The sequence below is a fragment of the Ottowia sp. genome (genome assembly GCF_047601385.1).
Taxonomy (GTDB): Bacteria; Pseudomonadota; Gammaproteobacteria; order Burkholderiales; family Burkholderiaceae_C; genus Ottowia.
In genome coordinates this window covers 929,889-947,179 of the sequence record NZ_JASGJP010000001.1, presented here as the reverse complement: position 1 = coordinate 947,179, position 17,291 = coordinate 929,889, and the positions used below count along the sequence as shown (strand labels likewise).

General features: G+C 67.2%; 19 protein-coding genes. 8 read left to right on the top strand and 11 right to left on the bottom strand.

Going from position 1 to position 17,291, the window contains the following annotated elements; all coding sequences use genetic code 11:
• Positions 1-58 precede the first annotated feature (58 nt).
• The 6 genes from QM772_RS04590 to QM772_RS04565 all read left to right on the top strand — a co-directional run bounded on the left by QM772_RS04590 (position 59) and on the right by QM772_RS04565 (position 5,927).
• Positions 59-2,122, top strand: coding sequence for a hypothetical protein (locus tag QM772_RS04590; protein ID WP_415134274.1), 2,064 nt, complete (start codon positions 59-61; stop codon positions 2,120-2,122).
• A 50-nt stretch (positions 2,123-2,172) separates the two neighbouring features.
• Positions 2,173-2,844 (top strand): hypothetical protein, encoded by a 672-nt coding sequence (locus QM772_RS04585; RefSeq protein WP_415134273.1) that lies wholly within the window; start codon positions 2,173-2,175, stop codon positions 2,842-2,844.
• A 301-nt stretch (positions 2,845-3,145) separates the two neighbouring features.
• Positions 3,146-4,807, top strand: a complete 1,662-nt coding sequence (locus QM772_RS04580) for a hypothetical protein (RefSeq protein ID WP_415134272.1) — start codon at positions 3,146-3,148, stop codon at positions 4,805-4,807.
• Positions 4,705-4,950, top strand: a complete 246-nt coding sequence (locus QM772_RS04575; RefSeq protein ID WP_415134271.1) for an AHH domain-containing protein — start codon at positions 4,705-4,707, stop codon at positions 4,948-4,950. The genes QM772_RS04580 and QM772_RS04575 overlap by 103 nt, the downstream gene beginning before the upstream one ends.
• Positions 4,947-5,504, top strand: coding sequence for a hypothetical protein (locus QM772_RS04570; protein WP_415134270.1), 558 nt, complete (start codon positions 4,947-4,949; stop codon positions 5,502-5,504). Before QM772_RS04575 ends, QM772_RS04570 begins: the two co-directional genes overlap by 4 nt.
• Before the next feature lie 273 nt (positions 5,505-5,777).
• Entirely contained in the window at positions 5,778-5,927 is a 150-nt protein-coding gene (locus QM772_RS04565; protein ID WP_415134269.1) for a hypothetical protein, read from the top strand.
• Here the strand turns inward: QM772_RS04565 and QM772_RS04560 are convergent.
• The 4 genes from QM772_RS04560 to QM772_RS04545 all read right to left on the bottom strand — a co-directional run bounded on the left by QM772_RS04560 (position 5,914) and on the right by QM772_RS04545 (position 9,087).
• Complete coding sequence (locus tag QM772_RS04560) at positions 5,914-6,891, bottom strand: Bug family tripartite tricarboxylate transporter substrate binding protein (protein WP_415134268.1); 978 nt, start codon at positions 6,889-6,891, stop codon at positions 5,914-5,916. The two genes, QM772_RS04565 and QM772_RS04560, sit on opposite strands and share 14 nt — an antisense overlap.
• 36 nt (positions 6,892-6,927) lie before the next feature.
• Positions 6,928-7,674 (bottom strand): SDR family NAD(P)-dependent oxidoreductase, encoded by a 747-nt coding sequence (locus QM772_RS04555; RefSeq protein ID WP_415134267.1) that lies wholly within the window; start codon positions 7,672-7,674, stop codon positions 6,928-6,930.
• A 94-nt stretch (positions 7,675-7,768) separates the two neighbouring features.
• Complete coding sequence (locus QM772_RS04550) at positions 7,769-8,494, bottom strand: Crp/Fnr family transcriptional regulator (protein ID WP_415134266.1); 726 nt, start codon at positions 8,492-8,494, stop codon at positions 7,769-7,771.
• Positions 8,491-9,087, bottom strand: coding sequence for an arylesterase (locus QM772_RS04545; protein WP_415139461.1), 597 nt, complete (start codon positions 9,085-9,087; stop codon positions 8,491-8,493). Before QM772_RS04545 ends, QM772_RS04550 begins: the two co-directional genes overlap by 4 nt.
• Positions 9,088-9,131: 44 nt before the next feature.
• Here QM772_RS04545 and QM772_RS04540 point away from each other — a divergent pair, with 44 nt between their 5' ends.
• The gene (locus QM772_RS04540) at positions 9,132-9,860 is read left to right on the top strand and encodes an ABC transporter ATP-binding protein (RefSeq protein WP_415134265.1); all 729 of its coding nucleotides are present in this window, start codon (positions 9,132-9,134) and stop codon (positions 9,858-9,860) included.
• Positions 9,861-9,912: 52 nt separating this feature from the next.
• On the opposite strand, the gene QM772_RS04535 is transcribed toward QM772_RS04540, so the two are convergent.
• The 3 genes from QM772_RS04535 to QM772_RS04525 all read right to left on the bottom strand — a co-directional run bounded on the left by QM772_RS04535 (position 9,913) and on the right by QM772_RS04525 (position 13,753).
• Positions 9,913-11,577 (bottom strand): AfsR/SARP family transcriptional regulator, encoded by a 1,665-nt coding sequence (locus QM772_RS04535; RefSeq protein WP_415134264.1) that lies wholly within the window; start codon positions 11,575-11,577, stop codon positions 9,913-9,915.
• 93 nt (positions 11,578-11,670) lie between these two features.
• Positions 11,671-12,927 (bottom strand): hypothetical protein, encoded by a 1,257-nt coding sequence (locus QM772_RS04530; protein WP_415134263.1) that lies wholly within the window; start codon positions 12,925-12,927, stop codon positions 11,671-11,673.
• 64 nt (positions 12,928-12,991) lie between these two features.
• On the bottom strand, positions 12,992-13,753 hold the full coding sequence (locus QM772_RS04525; RefSeq protein ID WP_415134262.1) for a hypothetical protein: 762 nt from the start codon (positions 13,751-13,753) through the stop codon (positions 12,992-12,994).
• A gap of 193 nt (positions 13,754-13,946) precedes the next feature.
• Between QM772_RS04525 and rlmB the strand changes: the two genes are divergently transcribed.
• Positions 13,947-14,684 carry a 23S rRNA (guanosine(2251)-2'-O)-methyltransferase RlmB gene (gene rlmB / locus QM772_RS04520; RefSeq protein WP_415134261.1) on the top strand — a complete coding sequence of 246 codons (738 nt, stop codon included), beginning with the start codon at positions 13,947-13,949 and terminating at the stop codon, positions 14,682-14,684.
• Here the strand turns inward: rlmB and QM772_RS04515 are convergent.
• The 4 genes from QM772_RS04515 to QM772_RS04500 all read right to left on the bottom strand — a co-directional run bounded on the left by QM772_RS04515 (position 14,681) and on the right by QM772_RS04500 (position 17,281).
• Positions 14,681-15,886: an MFS transporter gene (locus QM772_RS04515; RefSeq protein ID WP_415134260.1), complete on the bottom strand. Its 1,206-nt coding sequence runs from the start codon at positions 15,884-15,886 to the stop codon at positions 14,681-14,683. The two genes, rlmB and QM772_RS04515, sit on opposite strands and share 4 nt — an antisense overlap.
• A 6-nt stretch (positions 15,887-15,892) precedes the next feature.
• The gene (locus QM772_RS04510; protein ID WP_415134259.1) at positions 15,893-16,270 is read right to left on the bottom strand and encodes a DUF1428 domain-containing protein; all 378 of its coding nucleotides are present in this window, start codon (positions 16,268-16,270) and stop codon (positions 15,893-15,895) included.
• A gap of 13 nt (positions 16,271-16,283) precedes the next feature.
• Positions 16,284-16,730: an SRPBCC family protein gene (locus QM772_RS04505; protein ID WP_415134258.1), complete on the bottom strand. Its 447-nt coding sequence runs from the start codon at positions 16,728-16,730 to the stop codon at positions 16,284-16,286.
• 86 nt (positions 16,731-16,816) lie between these two features.
• Positions 16,817-17,281: an SRPBCC domain-containing protein gene (locus tag QM772_RS04500; RefSeq protein WP_415134257.1), complete on the bottom strand. Its 465-nt coding sequence runs from the start codon at positions 17,279-17,281 to the stop codon at positions 16,817-16,819.
• Between the last annotated feature and the right edge of the window lie 10 nt (positions 17,282-17,291).

Here is a 17,291-nt window from a genome sequence, read left to right as displayed (position 1 = left end):
TGACAGCCCCGCGCAGCGCGCCATCGCCCATCTGCACGGCAGCGAGCCCTTGCGGTTCGTGCCCGCCCCCGACAGCGAGAGCGGCGCCCCCGCCCACTGGGAGCTCTGCGGCCTGACCGTGCGCGAAGGCCGCCGCGCGGACTTCGAGGACGGCCTCCAGGCCCTGTCGACCCACGACGGCTGGATTCCCTCGGACATCACGCGCCCCTACCACCACCTCGACCCCGCCCGCATCACCCAGCTGATCGACCAGGAGCTGGTCTGGTTCGACCCCGAGCACGGCTTCGTCACCGACAAGAAGAACCTCAAGGGCAACTGGCTGGACCGCTACTTCCCCCAGATCATGGGCGCGGCCTTCGCCGCCGTGGGCGCCTGGGGCGTCGGCAACGCGGTGGCCCAGGCCACCGGCAGCGTCGTCGCCCAGGGCGCCGCCGCCGGGGCCGTGGGCAGCGCCCTGAACCAATACGTCTCCACCGGCCACGTCAGCTTCAAGAGCGTGCTCACCTCCGCGCTGGCCAGCGGGTTGACCGCCGGCATAGCCAATCTGCCCGGCGTGGGCCAGCACATCGACGGCGTGGCCGGCACCTTCGGCCAGCGGTTGATGGAATACACCGGCCGCGCCACCCTGCAAGGGGCCATCCAGGCGGTGGTGGGCGGGCAGTTCAAGGACGGCTTCGTCAACAGCCTGATGGCCAGCGTGGCCGGCGAAGTCAGCGGGATGCTGAACGCCGAGATCGCCGAGATGAGCAGGAACGGCAGCCTGAGCGAATCGCAGGCCAGCACGATGAGGCTGCTGGCGCGGGCCACCAGCAGTGCGCTGCGGGTGGTGGCCAACCCCGGGGACCCGGCTGCCGGGTTCGCCAGTGACTTCCTCGGCGGCGTGCTGGGAGAGGCCGTGCGGGACGAAGTCGCTCGGGCGGCTGCCGAAGATAGTGCGCAGACACCGGACGTGGATGGACCGACGCCGATTGATCAAGGCAAGCCCACCGATACCGACCTTCAACGCTGGTCTGATCGCCAGGCCGATCTGGATGCGTATCTGGAGATAGCAGCGGCCTCCGACGCGTTCGCGGACGCGGCAGACGAAACCTACGGTACAGGGGCCGTTGGGGATGCCAGCGACGATGGCGAGGAGGTGGCCGGTACGCTGCCCGAAGTCACGATCCGTGTTCCGCGGGAAATACTGACGGCGGATGACCTGAGATACGAGCAGTTGCGGGACGCATTGCTGGGCGACCCGGGTAGCGGCGACGAGGCTCGGGCGGAACTGGCCCGCGTGGATGACCTGCTGGCAACCCAAGGCAGCGGCGGCCTGACCCGCGCGGGGCTGTACAACCAGCTGGTCCTCGATCGTTTCAGAGACCTCAGCCCCGCCGGACAGATGGAAGTATTGGCGACGCTGGACGACTACGCCAACGAACTCAATTCGGGCAATGGCCGAGCGGCCATAGGACTGGAGCCCGGAAGCCTGGAAGCGAGACGGGCCGACTTGGCGATGCGAATGGCGGCTGATTTCGCACGTCAATCGGGCGCGATACCGGAAGAGGTACGTTTTGGTGCTGACGTTCGTGGTGGAGTCGGCGCAGGAAATGCGCTGATGTTTAGTGCTATTTTGGGACGACTGAACCGACCGAATAGAACGAACACGGAAATTATTGACAGTAGCACACGCAATGTCGGCGCATCTAATAAGCTACCATCTATCGAACAAGAGGTAATAGCTTCGATAGCAACGGCGAACGATGTTGTGATTGTTGGCAGTGGTTCTGCCTCAGGAACGCGCTTGCCCCAAGACATAAACGTAAGTCCAGTTCGCCCAGATCGGCAACCAATAGCTGGGCGAGGGATTGGAGCCAGTGAAACTCAAAACGCGGCGATGCAGAGTGATGTCGAGTATTTGGCAAATATTGGCGCAACAGATATTAGAATCAATCAACAGCAAATTGATGGATCAGGGCGCAGAGTTGGAATTAATCGGCCAGATGTTCAGGCAACGCTGCCCAATGGCCGTCGGATTTCTATCGAATATGACAAATACTCCTCCAATCGGGGTGCTGCCCACGCCACACGCACATTGAATAATGACCCATCGATTATTGTAATCCTGAGGCAAGTGGACTAATGAGAAATCCAGAACTTTTCCTAATTGACTATGAGCCTGTAACTACTCATATGGCTTTCTTTGAGATGGCCGCCGGTGATCTTGCAGATTTCGTGTTTAAGCGCACAGTCGAGATTAATCAGCGCTTTGATCTCCCCGGGGATGTGCAGAAGTTGCCGACCGAGGGTAAGCTTGAAGAAAAACTTGAAAAACTGCTGCCGTTGACGGGTCCGATCAGCGATAAAGTTCTGATATCTGAGACCAGTTCGAACTGGTGCGCCTATATTCCCAATGGAATAAATGGGGGAGATGTGCATTCCCAGCCAGACTATCTGGCCGGAATTTTACGAGTGCGTTCAGTCTCCATTGTGCTTAACACCGATGTGCCTAATAAGAGACTTGGATCTGTACAGTTTGTATTTCGAGACGGGCAGAAAGCCAGTCCAGTTCAGACAAGGCATGGAACTCAATATCGATATCCTGTGCGTTCGATTGCTGCTCACAAGGAGAGCAGATGGGAATTTCATTCGAGCGGTGATCCGCTTGCTTTCGAGGAAACGGAGAAGTACGCTTCTCGCAGCATCAAAGATCGATTAACTATCGATATGGTGGAACGCTATTGTGCAAGCTTAAAAATTGAGATTTTCGATCCCGATTTTTATTCCGGCTATGGCTGCATAGTGAATTCTTATAATCCACCCGATGGGCAACGGCTGGAGAATTTCCCTGCCAGAAAGCATTAAAATAATTATCGAGAAATCTCGGCAAAGTCGGATCGCGAATTTTTCTGAATGATATGGCCACAACAATGGCATATAAAGGGGCGGCCGTCTAGTTGGGGAAAAATAGGGTCGGAAAAATAGGGGCAGATCACGATGATTTCAGCCCGGCTGGGCCTACCACCCCGGCGGCGGCCATGCCGACAACTGGAGTGCCCCCAGCTGGCAGTTCGACCCCGGCGCCTTCGCCCGCGCCTACGCCCAGGGTGACAGCCCCGCGCAGCGCGCCATCGCCCATCTGCACGGCAGCGAGCCCTTGCGGTTCGTGCCCGCCCCCGACAGCGAGAGCGGCGCCCCCGCCCACTGGGAGCTCTGCGGCCTGACCGTGCGCGAAGGCCGCCGCGCGGACTTCGAGGACGGCCTCCAGGCCCTGTCGACCCACGACGGCTGGATTCCCTCGGACATCACGCGCCCCTACCACCACCTCGACCCCGACCGCATCACCCAGCTGATCGACCAGGAGCTGGTCTGGTTCGACCCCGAGCACGGCTTCGTCACCGACAAGAAGAACCTCAAGCCCGACGGCATCGACCGGGCGTTCCCCTACATCTTTGCCGGCGCCATCACCGCCATGACCTTCGGCGCCGGCAGCACCGTGGCCGCCGGCATCACCGCCGCCGCCGGCGGAGGCACCGCCGGCACCATCGCCGTGGGCGCGGCCACCGGCGCCGTCGGCAGCGCCGCGCTGCAACTGGCCGCCAACGGCAGGATCGACTTCGGGCAACTGCTGCAATCGGCCCTGGCCGGCGGCGTGACCGCCGGCCTGAGCCACCTGCCCGGCGTGGGCCAGCACATCGACGGCCTTGCCGAGACATTCAGCCAGCGGCTGATGGAATACACCGGCCGCGCCACGGTGCAAGGCGCGATCCAGACGGTCATGGGCGGGCAGTTCAAGGACGGCTTCGTCAACAGCCTGATGGGCAGCGTGGCCGGCGAGGTCACGGCGCAGCTGGAGATGAGCATCAGCGAGCTGCAAGGGCAAGGGCTCGATGCCGGCCAGGCCAGCGCCCTGCGCCTGCTCACGCGCGCCACGGGCAGCGCGCTGCGCATCGTGGGCAGCGACGACCCGGCGGCGGGGTTCGCGGCGGACTTCCTCAATGGGGTCATGGGGGATCTTTCCCGGGGCGGATCCGACAACCCGCTCGTGAACGGCGAGGACGCCTCGATCCAGCCATCGGAGCCAGCGCCCGCCCAACCGAATGATCCGTTGCCCGCTCCGGCGGATGGCGGTCCCGCGCCAGACTATGGATTGGGCACCGGTGACGATGGGCTGGGCTTGCGGCCTGGTGGTGGCCAAGGCATGCGTTGGGGAGGTTCGCGGGCTGATGACGATGTGGAAGTGGTCTCTCCAGCGCCACGTCCCATCTACGACTTCGATCCTGAAGGCGTATGGGACCCAGAAGCCCGGGAACCAGTCAACGCGGTTGATACACCTGTGGCGTGGCTGGCGCCTCCCCTTAATCCGGTGACAGGTGGATTAGGCGTTGGCGCGGGCGGCTACCAGGTGGTGCGACCGGATGGCGCGGGCGGGCCACCTGGATACGATCCTCTATACGACCTGCCCACCGGTGCGCCAGGCTACAGGCCCGCCGATCCCGGGTTGGGCATTAGGACCCCGCCGTTTCAGGTAGTGGTTCCGCCAGCCAGTATGCTCACCATACTGCCGGCGCTTGGGACGGCGAGCATTGCTGATTACCTGATGGACAGGCGGGCCTCGGGCATCCTGTCTGATAACTTGGAGGCAATTGGTGTTGTCCGCCCCGCAGACACGGATGCACACCATATGTTCCATATGGTGACGCGCGGGCAACTCAACTACGCAGATTGCTGGAGCGCTTCGATATTGACATCAATTCACCCGATAATGGGGTGTTCTTACCGAACAAGCCGAGCAGTGAAGCGCCCGGCTCATATCATCCTAGATTGAATAATCGTGACTACTATGAGCAGCTAAACATAGATTTCGAAGGCGTTTCATCTAGACAAGAGGCATTGGATGTTCTGAGAAATATTCGTGATCAATTATTGAGTGGCACATATCCAGGCTCTAGGCTTCGACCCGAAAAATGAAATTATTTGATCTTAGATTCAATTCCAATGATTTCATATCATTCTTATTTAAAAATTCGGCGGAACATGATAAATGGGCGCCCCCGATGTTCACAGGCGAGTGTCATGTGAAGGGCTATCCAGTTCCGGCTGGGATGAGAAATTATGAAGGCGATCCGCCGTATCCTGATGCATTGCCTGATTTTACAGGTATGGGGTTGAGGCCCATCCCAACATTTTCTGAGCATGCTATTCAAGTCCTCGACCTCTTGCTGAGTGAGCATGGGGAATTCGCGGCTATTGCTTTGGATGAGCCAGTCCGCTATTTCGGCTTCAACCCAACAACTATCGTCGATATCCTGGATGAATCGCGCTCGGATATAGTGCGCTTTAGCAGTGGCCGGGTGATGAAAGTTAACAAGCATGTCTTGCTAGACTCGGTCACTTCGTTGCCACCGATTTTCAAGATTCCACAGACTCGGCGCAATACTACCTATGTCAACGAGGCGTTCGTGACGAAGGTAAGAGATACAGGGCTGACGGGCTTTCGATTCGATCTACTCTTCGAACGCTAGCTAAAAACTACCCGACAGCAGTGGACCAGATTACAGCTTTCTTCTTTTGGCAATATTCTGGAGTGGCTGGGGTATTCGACCGACAAAAACTAGAATTTATTTCTGCGGGGAATAACCGGGGGTCAGATCACGATTTCCCAGACGAGGGGAAAGTTAATGGAATAGATGCTCCCACCTGATCGGGGCAGTTTCAACTCTGAAGTGCAACACCCTCACTGAGGGTACTGCACGCAAATGGGAGCGAGATACGAGCAGTTGCAGCCAGAAGAGAGGATGACGCTGGGCACGCCGCACTTGGCTGGCGCGCTTCGCCGGCCGCCTGTCGGGGCTTCAGATGCGCGCCTCTGGCGCGTCTGCCTGGCGCTGCGTCAGCGCCTGCTGGGCGGCGCCAAGGGCTTGAAGGCGCCGGTCATTCAAGCTTGACGTTCGCCTGCCTGACGACCGTGGCCCAGCGCTTCATGTCCTGGGCCAGGAAGGCGCGGAAGGCGGTGCCCGGAGTCACGTCGGGCGCGAAGCCGGCGGCTTCCAGCTTCTCGCGCACTTCCGGCGTCTTGAAGGTCTTCAGGGCGAAGTCGGTCAGCGTCGCCAGCACGGGCGCCGGTGTTTTGGCTGGCGCGAAGAACGCGGTCCATGCATCGGCTTCCGAGTTGGCCACGCCTTGCTCGGCCAGCGTCTTGACCTCGGGCAGCTGGGGCGCGCGATCCTTCGAGGCCATGGCCAGCGCCAAGATGCCGCCGGACTTGATGAAACCCAGCACGCTGGGCAGGGTGGAGAACGTGGCGTCGATCTGGCTGCCCATCAGCGCCTGCGCCACCTGGCTGCTGCCGTTGTAGGGGATGTGCGCCATCGGCACGCCGGTAGCCATCTTGAACATCTCGGCCGCCAGATGCGACGCCGAGCCGTTGCCGCTGGAGCCGTAGTTGATCTGCTGGCCTGGCTTGCGCGCCAGCGCGATGAATTCGGCCAGCGTCGAGACGCCGAGACTCTTGCGCACCACCAGCACGTGCTGCAGCCGGGCGATGCCGGCGATGGGGGCGAAGTCGGCCAGCGCGTCGTAACCCAGATTGGGCATCAGCGCGGAGTTGGCGCCGTGCGTCTGGTTGGTGCCCAGCATCAGCGTGTAGCCGTCGGCCTCGGCCCTGGCCGTCGCGCGGGTGCCGATGGTGCCCGCGGCGCCGGGCTGGTTGACCACGATCGCGGGTTGGCCGAACTGCTTGGGAAAGCTTTCCGAAAAGATGCGCGCCGCCAGGTCCAGCGAGCTGCCGGCGGGGTAGGGCACGATCACGCGGACCACTTTGGACGGGTAGCCCTCGGCCCGGCCCGCAAGCGGCAGGGTCAGGGGCATGGCCGCGGCGGCCAGCAGCAGGGTGCGACGGGTTGGTTTCACGATGTCTCCTTTGAAAGGTTGAGTTATGGGGCCACTCTATGCGGCCAGATAGCCGCCGTCCACGTTGAGAACGGCGCCGGTGATGTAGCTCGACAGGGGCGAGGCCAGGAAGACCACGGGGCCGGCCAGTTCGCCGGCGGTGCCGTAGCGCGCCATGGGGATCCGGTCCAGGAGCCGCTGGCTGCGCGCGGGGTTGCCTCGCGAGGTGGCTGTCATCTCGGTCTCTATCACGCCGGGCGCCACGGCGTTGACCCGGATATGGCGCGGCGCGAGCTCCAGCGCCAGCACCTTGGTGAGCATCTGCGCCGCCGCCTTGGAGGTGGAATAGGCGATCGACATCGGCGAGGCGTTGAACGCGGTGATCGAGGTCACGTTGACGACGCTGCCCCGCGTCCGCGCCAGCGCATCGACGCAGGCCAGCGTCATGTTGCGCACGCCGTCGACGTTCACCGCCATGGCGCGATGCCACTGGGCGTCGCGGTCGCTGCTGTCGAAGGCGTGCCGGGGGCGTACGCCCGCGTTGTTGACCAGCACGGAGAGCGCGCCGATCGCTTCGGCGGCGCGTGCCGCGCGGGCGCACTGCGCGGGGTCGGTCACGTCGAGCTCGAAGGCATGCGCGGTGCCGCCGGCGGCTTCGATGTCGGAGGCCACCCGCCGCGCGCCGCCGCCGTCGATGTCGGTCACGATCACGCAGGCGCCGGCTCCGGCCAGGCCGTGCGCGATGGCGGCGCCGATGCCGCGCGCGGCGCCGGTCACGAGGGCCAGGTGACTGTTCAGCAGCATGCGTCTTCCATCGATGGCTCGGGATCGACGGAAGATAGGCGGACGCGGCTCGTCGCACGGTATCCAGCGATACAGGTCCGCGCGATTTTTTTCGTCAGCGCGCTTCCAGCAGGGCGATGAACGCCCCGGGGTTGGTGATCTCCACGCCTCGCGAGCGCGTGGCGATCCAGCCTCGGGCCGCCAGCGTCTTCAGGGTGCGGGTGACCGTCACGCGGCTCAGCCCGGTCATGGACCCGATCTGCGCGTGCGTCAGGCGCAGCAGCGGGGTCGGCTCCTGCCGCTGGCCCAGCGCCGCGCGGCCGAACAGGTCGACCAGCCGCGCCTCGGGGCTGGACGATGCGAAGCTGGACAGCTTGTCGATCAGGATGCGGTGCTTGATGCCCAGCAATCGCAGCAGCCCCAGCACGAGCTCGGGGCTGCGCGCCAGCAGCGCCTGGATCTCGCCGGCGCGGTAGCGCGTCACCACCGTTTCCGCGACCGCCGTGGCCGTGACGTAGCGGGGCCGGTCGATGAAGGCCGACGCCTCGCCGAAGATCGCGCCGGGGCCGAAGATCTCCAGCAGCAGCTGGCTGCCGTCGCTGCGCAGAACGGTGGTGTGGATGCAGCCCGAGCGCACCAGGTAGAAGCGGTCGTGCTGATCGCCCTGCGCAAACAGCACTTCGTCGGGCGCCAGCCGCTGGAGCGTGCCCAGGGACGTGTCCGACATCCACGGCGCGCTGAGCGTGCGGGCGGCGTCCCATGACGCGAACGCGGAGGCCGGGGAGGGCGCCACCATGGCGGGAGGCGGCGCCTGCTCGCCGGAGATGCGCCGCACGCTCACTGGATCAGCTTCCGTATCTCGGGCCACATGGTGGCCAGGATGGTGGGGTGTGCTTCGGCCGTGGGGTGGATGCGGTCGGCCTGGAACCATTCCAGCGCGTTCGGCCGGTCGGCCACGCCCTTCAGGAAGAAAGGCACCAGCGCGGCCTTGTTGGCCTTGGCGACCTGGGCGAACAAATCCTGAAAGCGCCGGCCGTAGTCGGCGCCGTAGTTGGGCGGCATCTGCATGCCGGCCAGCAGCACCTTGGCGCCGGCTTGGCTGCTGGCCTGCGTCATGGCGGCCAGGTTGGCCTCGGTCATCTCCAGCGACAGGCCGCGCAGCGCGTCGTTGCCGCCCAGCTCGATCACCACCACGGCGGGCTGGTGCGTCTTGAGCAGCGCCGGCAGGCGCGCGCGGCCGCCGGCCGTGGTGTCGCCCGAGATGCTGGCGTTGACCACCTTGGCGGCGATCTTCTCGGCGGCCAGTTTCTTTTCAAGCAAGGCCACCCAGCCGCTGCCGCGCGCGATGCCGTATTCGGCGCTGAGCGAGTCGCCGACGACCAGGATGGTCTTCGGCTCGGCGGCGTGCACCTGCGTGAAGAAAACGGCGCCCAGGGCGCTGCGGATAAAGTGGCGGCGAATCAAACTCGAACTCTCCAATGACGCAATCCTCGCCCGGCACGCAGCCCGACGCCCCCCGCTCCCCCATCGTGGCGGTGGAGCATGTCTTCAAGTCGGTCACCGACTCCACCGGCACGCTGGATATTCTGCGCGATATCCATTTCAGCCTGGCGCCGCGCGAGACGGCGGCCATCGTCGGCGCCTCCGGTTCGGGCAAGAGCACGCTGCTGTCGATCATCGCGGGCCTGGACGTGCCCACGCGCGGCACGGTGCGGCTGGACGGCGACGACCTGTTCGCCGTGGGCGAGGACGAGCGGGCCGCGCTGCGCGCGCGCAAGCTGGGCTTCGTGTTCCAGAGCTTCCAGCTCATGGGCAACCTCACCGCGCTGGAGAACGTGATGCTGCCGCTGGAGCTGGCCGGCCGGCGCGACGCCCGCGCCGCCGCCGCCGAGATGCTGGCGCGCGTGGGCTTGGCCGAACGCCTGGGGCACTACCCCAAGGTGCTGTCGGGCGGCGAGCAGCAGCGCGTGGCGCTGGCGCGCGCCTTCGTCGTGCGCCCGGCGGTGCTGCTGGCCGACGAGCCCACCGGCAGCCTGGACTTCGCCACCGGCGAGAAGGTGATGGAGCTGATGTTCGACCTGAACCGCGAGCAGGGCACCACCCTGGTGCTGGTCACGCACGACCGCGCCATCGCCGCGCTGTGCCAGCGCCGCCTGACGGTGGAGGCGGGCCGCATCGCCGAGGACAGCGCGGCGCTGGCGGCCTGAGGGGGTTTCAAGCGTTTTCGGCCTCCAGCGCTTGTGCAGCAAGCGCGGGCAGCTATGAAAACGATAGTTTCGGGGGCGACTCCGCCATCTCGTCGGCCAGCACCAGCACCGCCGCGCGCCCGCGCAGTTGCAGACGGTCCTGGCCGTCGCGCATCGGCATCACGCTGACCTGCAGCGCCGGCCGGCCGGCGGACCGGCGCAGCCGCAGCTGCGCGCGCAGCGTGGCCAGCGGGCCGGGCGCCTGGGCGGCCTGCGCCAGCAGCGCGTCCAGTTGCGGCGCGTCGGCGGGCCGGGCGGCGGCCAGCCGGTCCTCGCGCAGGCACAGGGCGTCGGCGGCGGCCAGCAGCGCCTCGGCGGGCGCGTTGGCGAACAGCACGCGCCCGCGCGCCGACAGGATCAGCACCGCGCCGGGCAGCAGGTCCAGGCCGGCGGCCAGCGTCTCGGCGCTGGGCAGGCGGTGCCAGCGCATCAGCGCGGCCGCGGCGCGCTGCAGGTAGGGCGCCAGGTGCTCCAGCACGGGTATAGCCTGGGCCGCACGCTCGCGCGCATGCGCGCCGCTGAACTCGATGCTGACGCCGCCGGCGATGAACTGCGCGTCCATCGGCAGCGACATCGCAGCGGCGGCGACGATACGCTGCGGCAGCAGGATCTCCTCGTGGAAGGCGGTGCGCAGCAGCGCCGGGCCGGCCACCAGCAGCGGGTCGATAACGTGGCCGGGACGCAACGGCACCATCGTGCGCGTGCGCAGGTTGTCCTGGTGGTTCATCAGGAAGTGTTCGCCCAGCGCCGCATCCAGCCCATGCTGGAACAGCACGCCGTCCTGTACACGGACGACGTTGCAGCCGACGATCATGCTGCCCAGCCCGTGCGCGGCCTGCGTCAGGCGCCGCAGCAGCACGGGCCATTCGGTGGCGTCGGCCACCGTGTCCATGGCCGCCTCCACGATGCCCTGCACGGCGCGGGCCGGGGTGCCGCGCACGCGCGGCGTGACCAGCGGCGCTGGCGCTGCGTGCAGCGCCTGGCCCAGCGCGGCCAGCTCGGGTGAGGGCGCGGCGTCCAGCTCGCGGCGCAGCCGCTCGGCGTAGGCGTGCAGGGCGCGCAGGCCGCGCGTGCGTTCGCCCAGCGCCGCGCAGGCGCCCAGCAGCGTGCGCAGCGCCGCCTCGTCCAGCGGGTCGCGCGCCAGCACCTGCTCGGCGGCGTCGGCCTGGGCCTGCGGTTCGTGCCGCAGGCCGCCCAGCCACTGTCGCGCGGCGGCGTGCCAGCGTTCGTCCAGCCAGGCGCGGCGGCGCGCCAGCCACGCCAGCGCATCGTCGCCCAGGCCCGCCTCCAGGCCGGCGAGCAGGCCGGGGCGGTAGGCCCGCACGGCGCGGGCGTGGTCCTGCGCGTGGCAGGCGTCCAGGAAGCCGCGCAGGTCGGTGGCCGGCTGCCAGCGCAGCAGGTCGCCCTGCAGGGCGAGCGGCGGGGCCTGCGGCAGCTCGGCGCACAGCCGGCGCGCGTGCAGCAGCACCTTGCGCAGGTTGCGGCGCGCGTCGGCGGCATCGCGCTCGGGCCACAGCCAGTCGGCGAGCTGGCTGCGCGGCAGCGTCGCCTCCTGGCAGGCCAGCAGCGCCAGCAGCTGGAAGCGCCGCTCGCCGTCGAAGGCGATGCGCTCGCCGCCGGGGCCGTGCCAGCACACGCTGCCCAGGAGCTGCAGGCCGGGGGTGGGTGGCGTGGTCATGGGTGCGGGCGGAAGGCAACCATCGTAGACAGGTTCGGGGGCGCTGCGCAATATCCCGGCACCGCGTGGCTTCCGATTCGGGTGCTGCGTATTTCAAGCTGCCGGTGGCATCCGGCCTGATCCGAACACTTGCCTGAGCCAGGGATAAATCGCAAAAGAGACGATGCCTTCATCGTCGTACACGCTGTGCCGGATGCGCCGGGTGAACCGGCCGCGGCGGGGCAGCGTCAGGGTCCGCACGATGCGCCCTGCCGATGCGGCTTTGTCGGCGTTGAAATCGGGCGCCGTGGACACCGAGACCTCCAGGTGGGGCATGAGGAACAGCTCCCGGCCCGTCGCGCATCCCGCCAGCGCCCGGGCGGCGACCGCGATCGCGGTCACGGCGAGCGGCAGCCCCACGATCACCGCGAGGGCGGGCCATTGGACCGCTCGCAGGTTGTCGATGAAAGCCTGACTGAGCGGCGCCTCGGCGCCGTGGATTCGGGCGTACACGAAGACCGCCAGCAGGGAGGCGGCCACGAGGCCGCCGGCGGCGATCACCGACGCGAATTTGTGGTGCCACGCCCACAGGATGAGGTCACGAAGCCACTGCGACAGGCGGCCGAGCGTGGCCGCGGTGCTGATGACGAGCGCAGCCTCGTCCTCGACGCCGCGAAGGACCAGCAGGTGGGGTGGACGATCCTTGAACTTGTCGTAGGCGGCGGACTTGGCGATGCGCAGAGCGAGATCGTCAGGCCATTGGCGTGGCCGCTCGGTCATGAACAGGTAGATGCCGGGCCACAGCAGGACGACCGCGAGCAGCGCGAGCGGCCACATGCTCAGGGTGCCCGCGAACAGGGCTGGAACGGACGCGGTGCCGACGGCCCACCCCAGGCAGCAAAGCAGGCCCGCGAGCTGCAGCCGTTCGTAGTTTGCGCGCCCCGGCTCGGGCAGGTACATCTCGACGAAAGGGGTGGCCAGCGTGACGACCGCGACGCGCCGAAGCTGTTCGTCGTCCAGCTCCTCCAGCGCGCGCAGCACGACGTTGCCGCCATGGCTGTGCGCAATCACGAGGCACGGTTCGGGCGGAAGACCTTTGAGCTTGGCCGCCAGACGCTGCGCCGCCTCGCCCCGGTCGAAAAGGGCGTTCCTGCCGCTCCACAGGAGCGGCTCCTCGACGATGGGTGTGTATCCGAGACCGATGAGTAACCCCTGCATTTGCCACTCCAGTTTCGAACCTTTCTCGAACCAGCGTGGCGACTCCGGCCGACAGGGCGTTGGGTGCCAGAAGCCGCGCGCCCAGGTGCCGTGCACCATGATCACGTGAACATTGCTAGGCTGCGGCTCGGCAAGGGCTGTGATGTCGTTCATATTCGATTTCCCGTGAGCACTTTCTGAATCAATAGGTTCTGCAAGAGGCGCGCATGGCGCCGGGCTACTCGCCCGGCTCGCACAGCCAGAAGTGCCTCAGCAGCCGTTCGGTGGGGCAGTGCGTCCGCAGCACCCGCTGGATCACGCCGGAGCGCAGCACCTCGGGCTGGTCCCACTCGCGGTCGAGCACCAGCATGGCCTCGACCAGCGACGCCTCGTCGCGCTGGGCTTCGTAGCGGTTCAGCAGGGCGGCGATCAGGTCCGCCGCGGCGTAGGGCCGGCCGATCGCGGCGTCGGCGCGCAAGGTGTCGATCGGGGGCAGGGCAGCCGCGGGCAGGGCAGCCGCGGGCAGCGCGGCCAGGGCCGCGGCCTGTGCCGGGGCGGGCTGCCAGCGCCCGGGCAGCCACAGCGCCGCCGCCAGCGCGCCGGCGCAGGCGGTGGCCAGGACGGCCGGCGGCCAGCGTTTCCGGGACAGGGTCGATCCGCCGGAGCCCGGCGCGCCGCTCGCCGAGGCCCGCAGGCGCCAGCGGTGCATCGACACGATGGCGGTGACGCTGGCGCAGCCCAGCAGGTTGACGGCGGTGATGGCGACGAAGAACGCGTCGTGCAGCACCAGCGCGCCGTAGGCCAGGCCGCTCAGGTGCGACACCGTCCACGAGCCCCAGGTGAGCAGCGAGATCGCCCGCGCGCCGTCGGTGCAGCGCCAGGCGGCCACGATCTGCGGCACGTAAGTGACGACGCGCGTGGAGTTGATCACCAGGTAGAGCCAGGCGACGGCCGCCAGCAGGGGCGCGTCGGCCAGGTCGGACGGGGAGGCCGCGGTCATGGCCGGGCCTCCGGTGCGGGTGCGAGGGCGATGGGCGCGGCTTGGCGCACGATGGGGCTCCTGCGTTGAACTTCTCCCTGGACTGCTGCGGGCCTTCTCCGCGCCATGCGCGGCGGGCGGTTGCGGAGGCCAGCGTAGGCAGCCGGCGTTTCGCCAGCGTTGCTCGGAGCCATGCGCCGATAATCGCCTCCCTATGTCCGCTCCCAAGGTTCTGTTCGGCTTCCATGCCGTCGGCGTGCGCGTCAAGACCGCGCCGGCGTCGGTCGTCGAGGTCTACGTCGATGCCACGCGGCGCGACGCGCGCATGAGGCAGTTCCTGGCCCGCGCGGCCGAGGCGGGCGTGCGCGTGATCGAGGCCGACGGCGCGCGCCTGGCCAGGCTGTGCGGCGGCGTCGGCCACCAGGGCGTGGTGGCGCGCGTGCAGGCGATCGAGCCCGCGCGCTCGCTCGACGACCTGCTGGACGGCTTGCAGGAACCCCCGCTGCTGCTGGTGCTGGACGGCGTGACCGATCCGCACAACCTCGGCGCCTGCCTGCGCGTGGCCGACGGCGCCGGCGCGCACGCCGTCATCGCGCCCAAGGACCACGCGGCGGGCATCAGCGCCACCGTGGCCAAGGTGGCCAGCGGCGCGGCCGAGACGGTGCCGTACTTCATGGTCACCAACCTGGCGCGCACGCTGAACGAGCTGAAGGAGCGCGGCATCTGGTGCATCGGCACCAGCGACGACGCGCCCCGCACGCTCTACCAGGTGGACCTGAAAGGCCCGGCGGCCCTGGTGCTGGGCGCCGAGGGGCCGGGCATGCGCCAGCTCACGCGCAAGACCTGCGACGAGCTGGTGCGCATCCCGATGAAGGGCGCGGTGGAGAGCCTGAACGTCTCCGTCGCCAGCGCCGTGTGCCTGTACGAGGCGCTGCGCCAGCGCGGGCTCTAAGCCGGCATCGCCCCGGTCCGCCGCGCGGGGAACGGCCGGAAGGCCATCAGCACCCCCATCGCCGCCAGCCCCATGCCCCACGAGCCGACGTACATCAGCGTGTAGCTGCCCAGGCGGTCGTAGACCAGGCCGCCGAGCAGCGGGCCGGTGGACATGCCCAGGCTGCCGGCCATCGCCGTGGCGCCGATGATGGTGCCCATCATCTTCAGCGGAAAGTTCTCGCGGATGATCACCGCGTACAGCGGCATGGTGCCGGCGTAGATGAAGCCCACCGCCACCGCCACGGCGTAGAAGCCGCCGAGCCGGCTGACCGACGCGTAGGCCAGCACGGCGAAGGCCTGCGCCAGCAGGCCGATGACCAGCACGCGCTGGGCGCCGAAGCGGTCGCCCGCCAGGCCGAAGCCGATGCGGCCGGCCATGCCGGCCAGCCCCTCGACGCTGTAGATCGTCACCGCCGCGATCATCGGGATGCCGCAGGTCACCGCGTAGCTCACGGTGTGGAAGATCGGGCCCGAGTGCGTGGCGCAGCAGAAGAAGTTGGCCAGCATCAGCAGGATGAACTGGCGCGAGCGCACGGCCTGGGCGACGGTCATGTCCGACTGCGGGCCGTCCAGCACCATCTCTTGCGCGGCGTCCAGCGCCGGCGGCCGGCGCACCAGCAGCGCGGCGGGGGCCATCAGCGCCGCCGCGATGCCGGCGATGGCCAGCATCGCGCTGCGCCAGTCGTATTCGGTGACCAGCCAGGCGGCGAGCGGCGCCATCGTCATCGGCGCCATGCCCATGCCGGCCGAGACCAGCGACACGGCCAGGCTGCGCTGCGTGTCGAACCAGCCGGTCACGCAGGCCATCATCGGCGCGAAGATGGCGGCCGTCGCCCCGCCGACCAGCAGGCCGAACAGCAGCTGGAACCCGGCCAGCGACTCGGCCCGGCTGGCCAGCGCCAGGCTGCCCGCCAGCACCACCGAGCCCGCCAGCACCACCGGGCGCGGGCCGAAGCGGTCCGACAGGCTGCCCCACGCCAGGCTGGCCGCGCTCATGGCGAGGAAGCCGAAGGTCATCGCCGTGGAGATGCCGGTGACCGACCAGCCGGTGTCCTGCGCCATCGGCCGCAGGAACACAGGCAGCGAGAACATCGCGCCGAAGGCCACGCAGCCCAGCAGGCCGCCGGCGGCGACGATGACCCAGCGGTAGGGGTGATTCATCGCTGTTCAGCCTTGCGGGGCGGCGCCCCAGCCCCGCTCGACCAGCCCGGTGAAGCCGCCCCAGAACATGCGCATGCCGTCGAAGGGCATGTCCTCGGGCTTGCAGTCGATGCGCGGATCCTTCATCACCAGCGCGTTGATGCGGTCGCGCTCGGCGCGCGAGGCATAGACGATCCACGCGAACACGGCCACTTCGTCGTCCTTGAGCTGCACGGCCTGCGGGAACGAGGTGAGCTTGCCGGGCTGCACGTCGTCGCCCACGCATTCGAAATACTGCAGCGCGCCGTGTTCCATCCACACTTCGCCGGCCTTCTGCGCGAGCGCGCGGTAGGCGTCCAGCTTGGCGCGGGGCACGGGCACGACGAAGCCATCGACGTAGTGCATGAGCAGTCCTTGTTCACTCGGTGATATCGGGCTCGACCAGATGGGCGAGCTGCGCCAGCGATTCCTGCCAGCCGAGGTGGCACGCCTCGGTGGGGATGACTTCGGGAATGCCGGCTTGCGCGATGTCGACCTCGGTGCCGCAGGACACCGCGCGCAGCCTCACCGTCACGTGCATTTCGCCGGGCAGGTGGGGGTCGTCGAAGCGGTCGGTGTACTCGACGAGTTCGCCGGGGATCAGCTTCAGGTATTCGCCACCGAACGAGTGGCGGTGGCCGGTCGAGAAGTTCTCGAACGACATCCTGAAGCTGCCGCCGACCCGGCCCTCGAACTGGTGGACGTGGCAGATGAAGCCGTAGGGCGGCAGCCACTTGGCCAGCGCCGCGCCGTGCGTGAAGGCGCGGAAGACCTTGTCGGGCGTGGTGCGCAGCACGCGGTGGAGGCGGACGGTTCCGGTGGGCATGGTGGTGTTCTCCTGGTCAAATCATTGAATGCAGGCCGATGCAATGGCCCTCGGTGTCCACCACCGGTGGCGGTTGGGTTGCATGGTCATTGTTCCTTGGGGGCTGCGCTGGCGGCTTGGTTGAGCACATGCGTCAGCCGGTCTATGTTCTGCTCGTTGGCCGGAGCGGCGCGCTGCTTGACGGCCTGCGCCGTCCGGGCGTTGTCGAAGACCTGGTTCCATGTCAGGTGCGTGCCGCCGCTGACGGGCGTGAGTTCAATGGTCAGTGTGAAGTACGGCGCGCAGTCATGCCGGATGACGACCTTGGCATCGGGGGTCAACGCTTCAAAGATGTTGTCATTGGCATAGTCCGTCCCGTCGGGGCCGTGCATGACGAACTTCCAGCGGCCGCCCGCGGTGAACTCGAAGATCTCGAAGGTGTTGGAAAAGCCTTCCGGCCCCCACCACGCAGCCAGAAGGTCGGGCGACGCAAAGGCCCCATAAATTTCCTCGGGCGAATAGGGCAGGGTTCTGGACGTGCGCAGTGTTCTGTCTTCGGTGGCGATGTTCACGGGCGGCTCC

Bases quoted from the DNA above. Each gene is read 5' to 3' on its own strand.
- QM772_RS04585 (WP_415134273.1), top strand. From the start codon at position 2,173: ATGGCTTTCTTTGAGATGGCCGCCGGTGATCTTGCAGATTTCGTGTTT.
- QM772_RS04570 (WP_415134270.1), top strand. From the start codon at position 4,947: ATGAAATTATTTGATCTTAGATTCAATTCCAATGATTTCATATCATTC.
- QM772_RS04565 (WP_415134269.1), top strand. From the start codon at position 5,778: ATGACGCTGGGCACGCCGCACTTGGCTGGCGCGCTTCGCCGGCCGCCT.
- QM772_RS04555 (WP_415134267.1), bottom strand. From the start codon at position 7,674: ATGCTGCTGAACAGTCACCTGGCCCTCGTGACCGGCGCCGCGCGCGGC.
- QM772_RS04540 (WP_415134265.1), top strand. From the start codon at position 9,132: ATGACGCAATCCTCGCCCGGCACGCAGCCCGACGCCCCCCGCTCCCCC.
- QM772_RS04535 (WP_415134264.1), bottom strand. From the start codon at position 11,577: ATGACCACGCCACCCACCCCCGGCCTGCAGCTCCTGGGCAGCGTGTGC.
- QM772_RS04530 (WP_415134263.1), bottom strand. From the start codon at position 12,927: ATGAACGACATCACAGCCCTTGCCGAGCCGCAGCCTAGCAATGTTCAC.
- QM772_RS04525 (WP_415134262.1), bottom strand. From the start codon at position 13,753: ATGACCGCGGCCTCCCCGTCCGACCTGGCCGACGCGCCCCTGCTGGCG.
- rlmB (WP_415134261.1), top strand. From the start codon at position 13,947: ATGTCCGCTCCCAAGGTTCTGTTCGGCTTCCATGCCGTCGGCGTGCGC.
- QM772_RS04515 (WP_415134260.1), bottom strand. From the start codon at position 15,886: ATGAATCACCCCTACCGCTGGGTCATCGTCGCCGCCGGCGGCCTGCTG.
- QM772_RS04510 (WP_415134259.1), bottom strand. From the start codon at position 16,270: ATGCACTACGTCGATGGCTTCGTCGTGCCCGTGCCCCGCGCCAAGCTG.
- QM772_RS04505 (WP_415134258.1), bottom strand. From the start codon at position 16,730: ATGCCCACCGGAACCGTCCGCCTCCACCGCGTGCTGCGCACCACGCCC.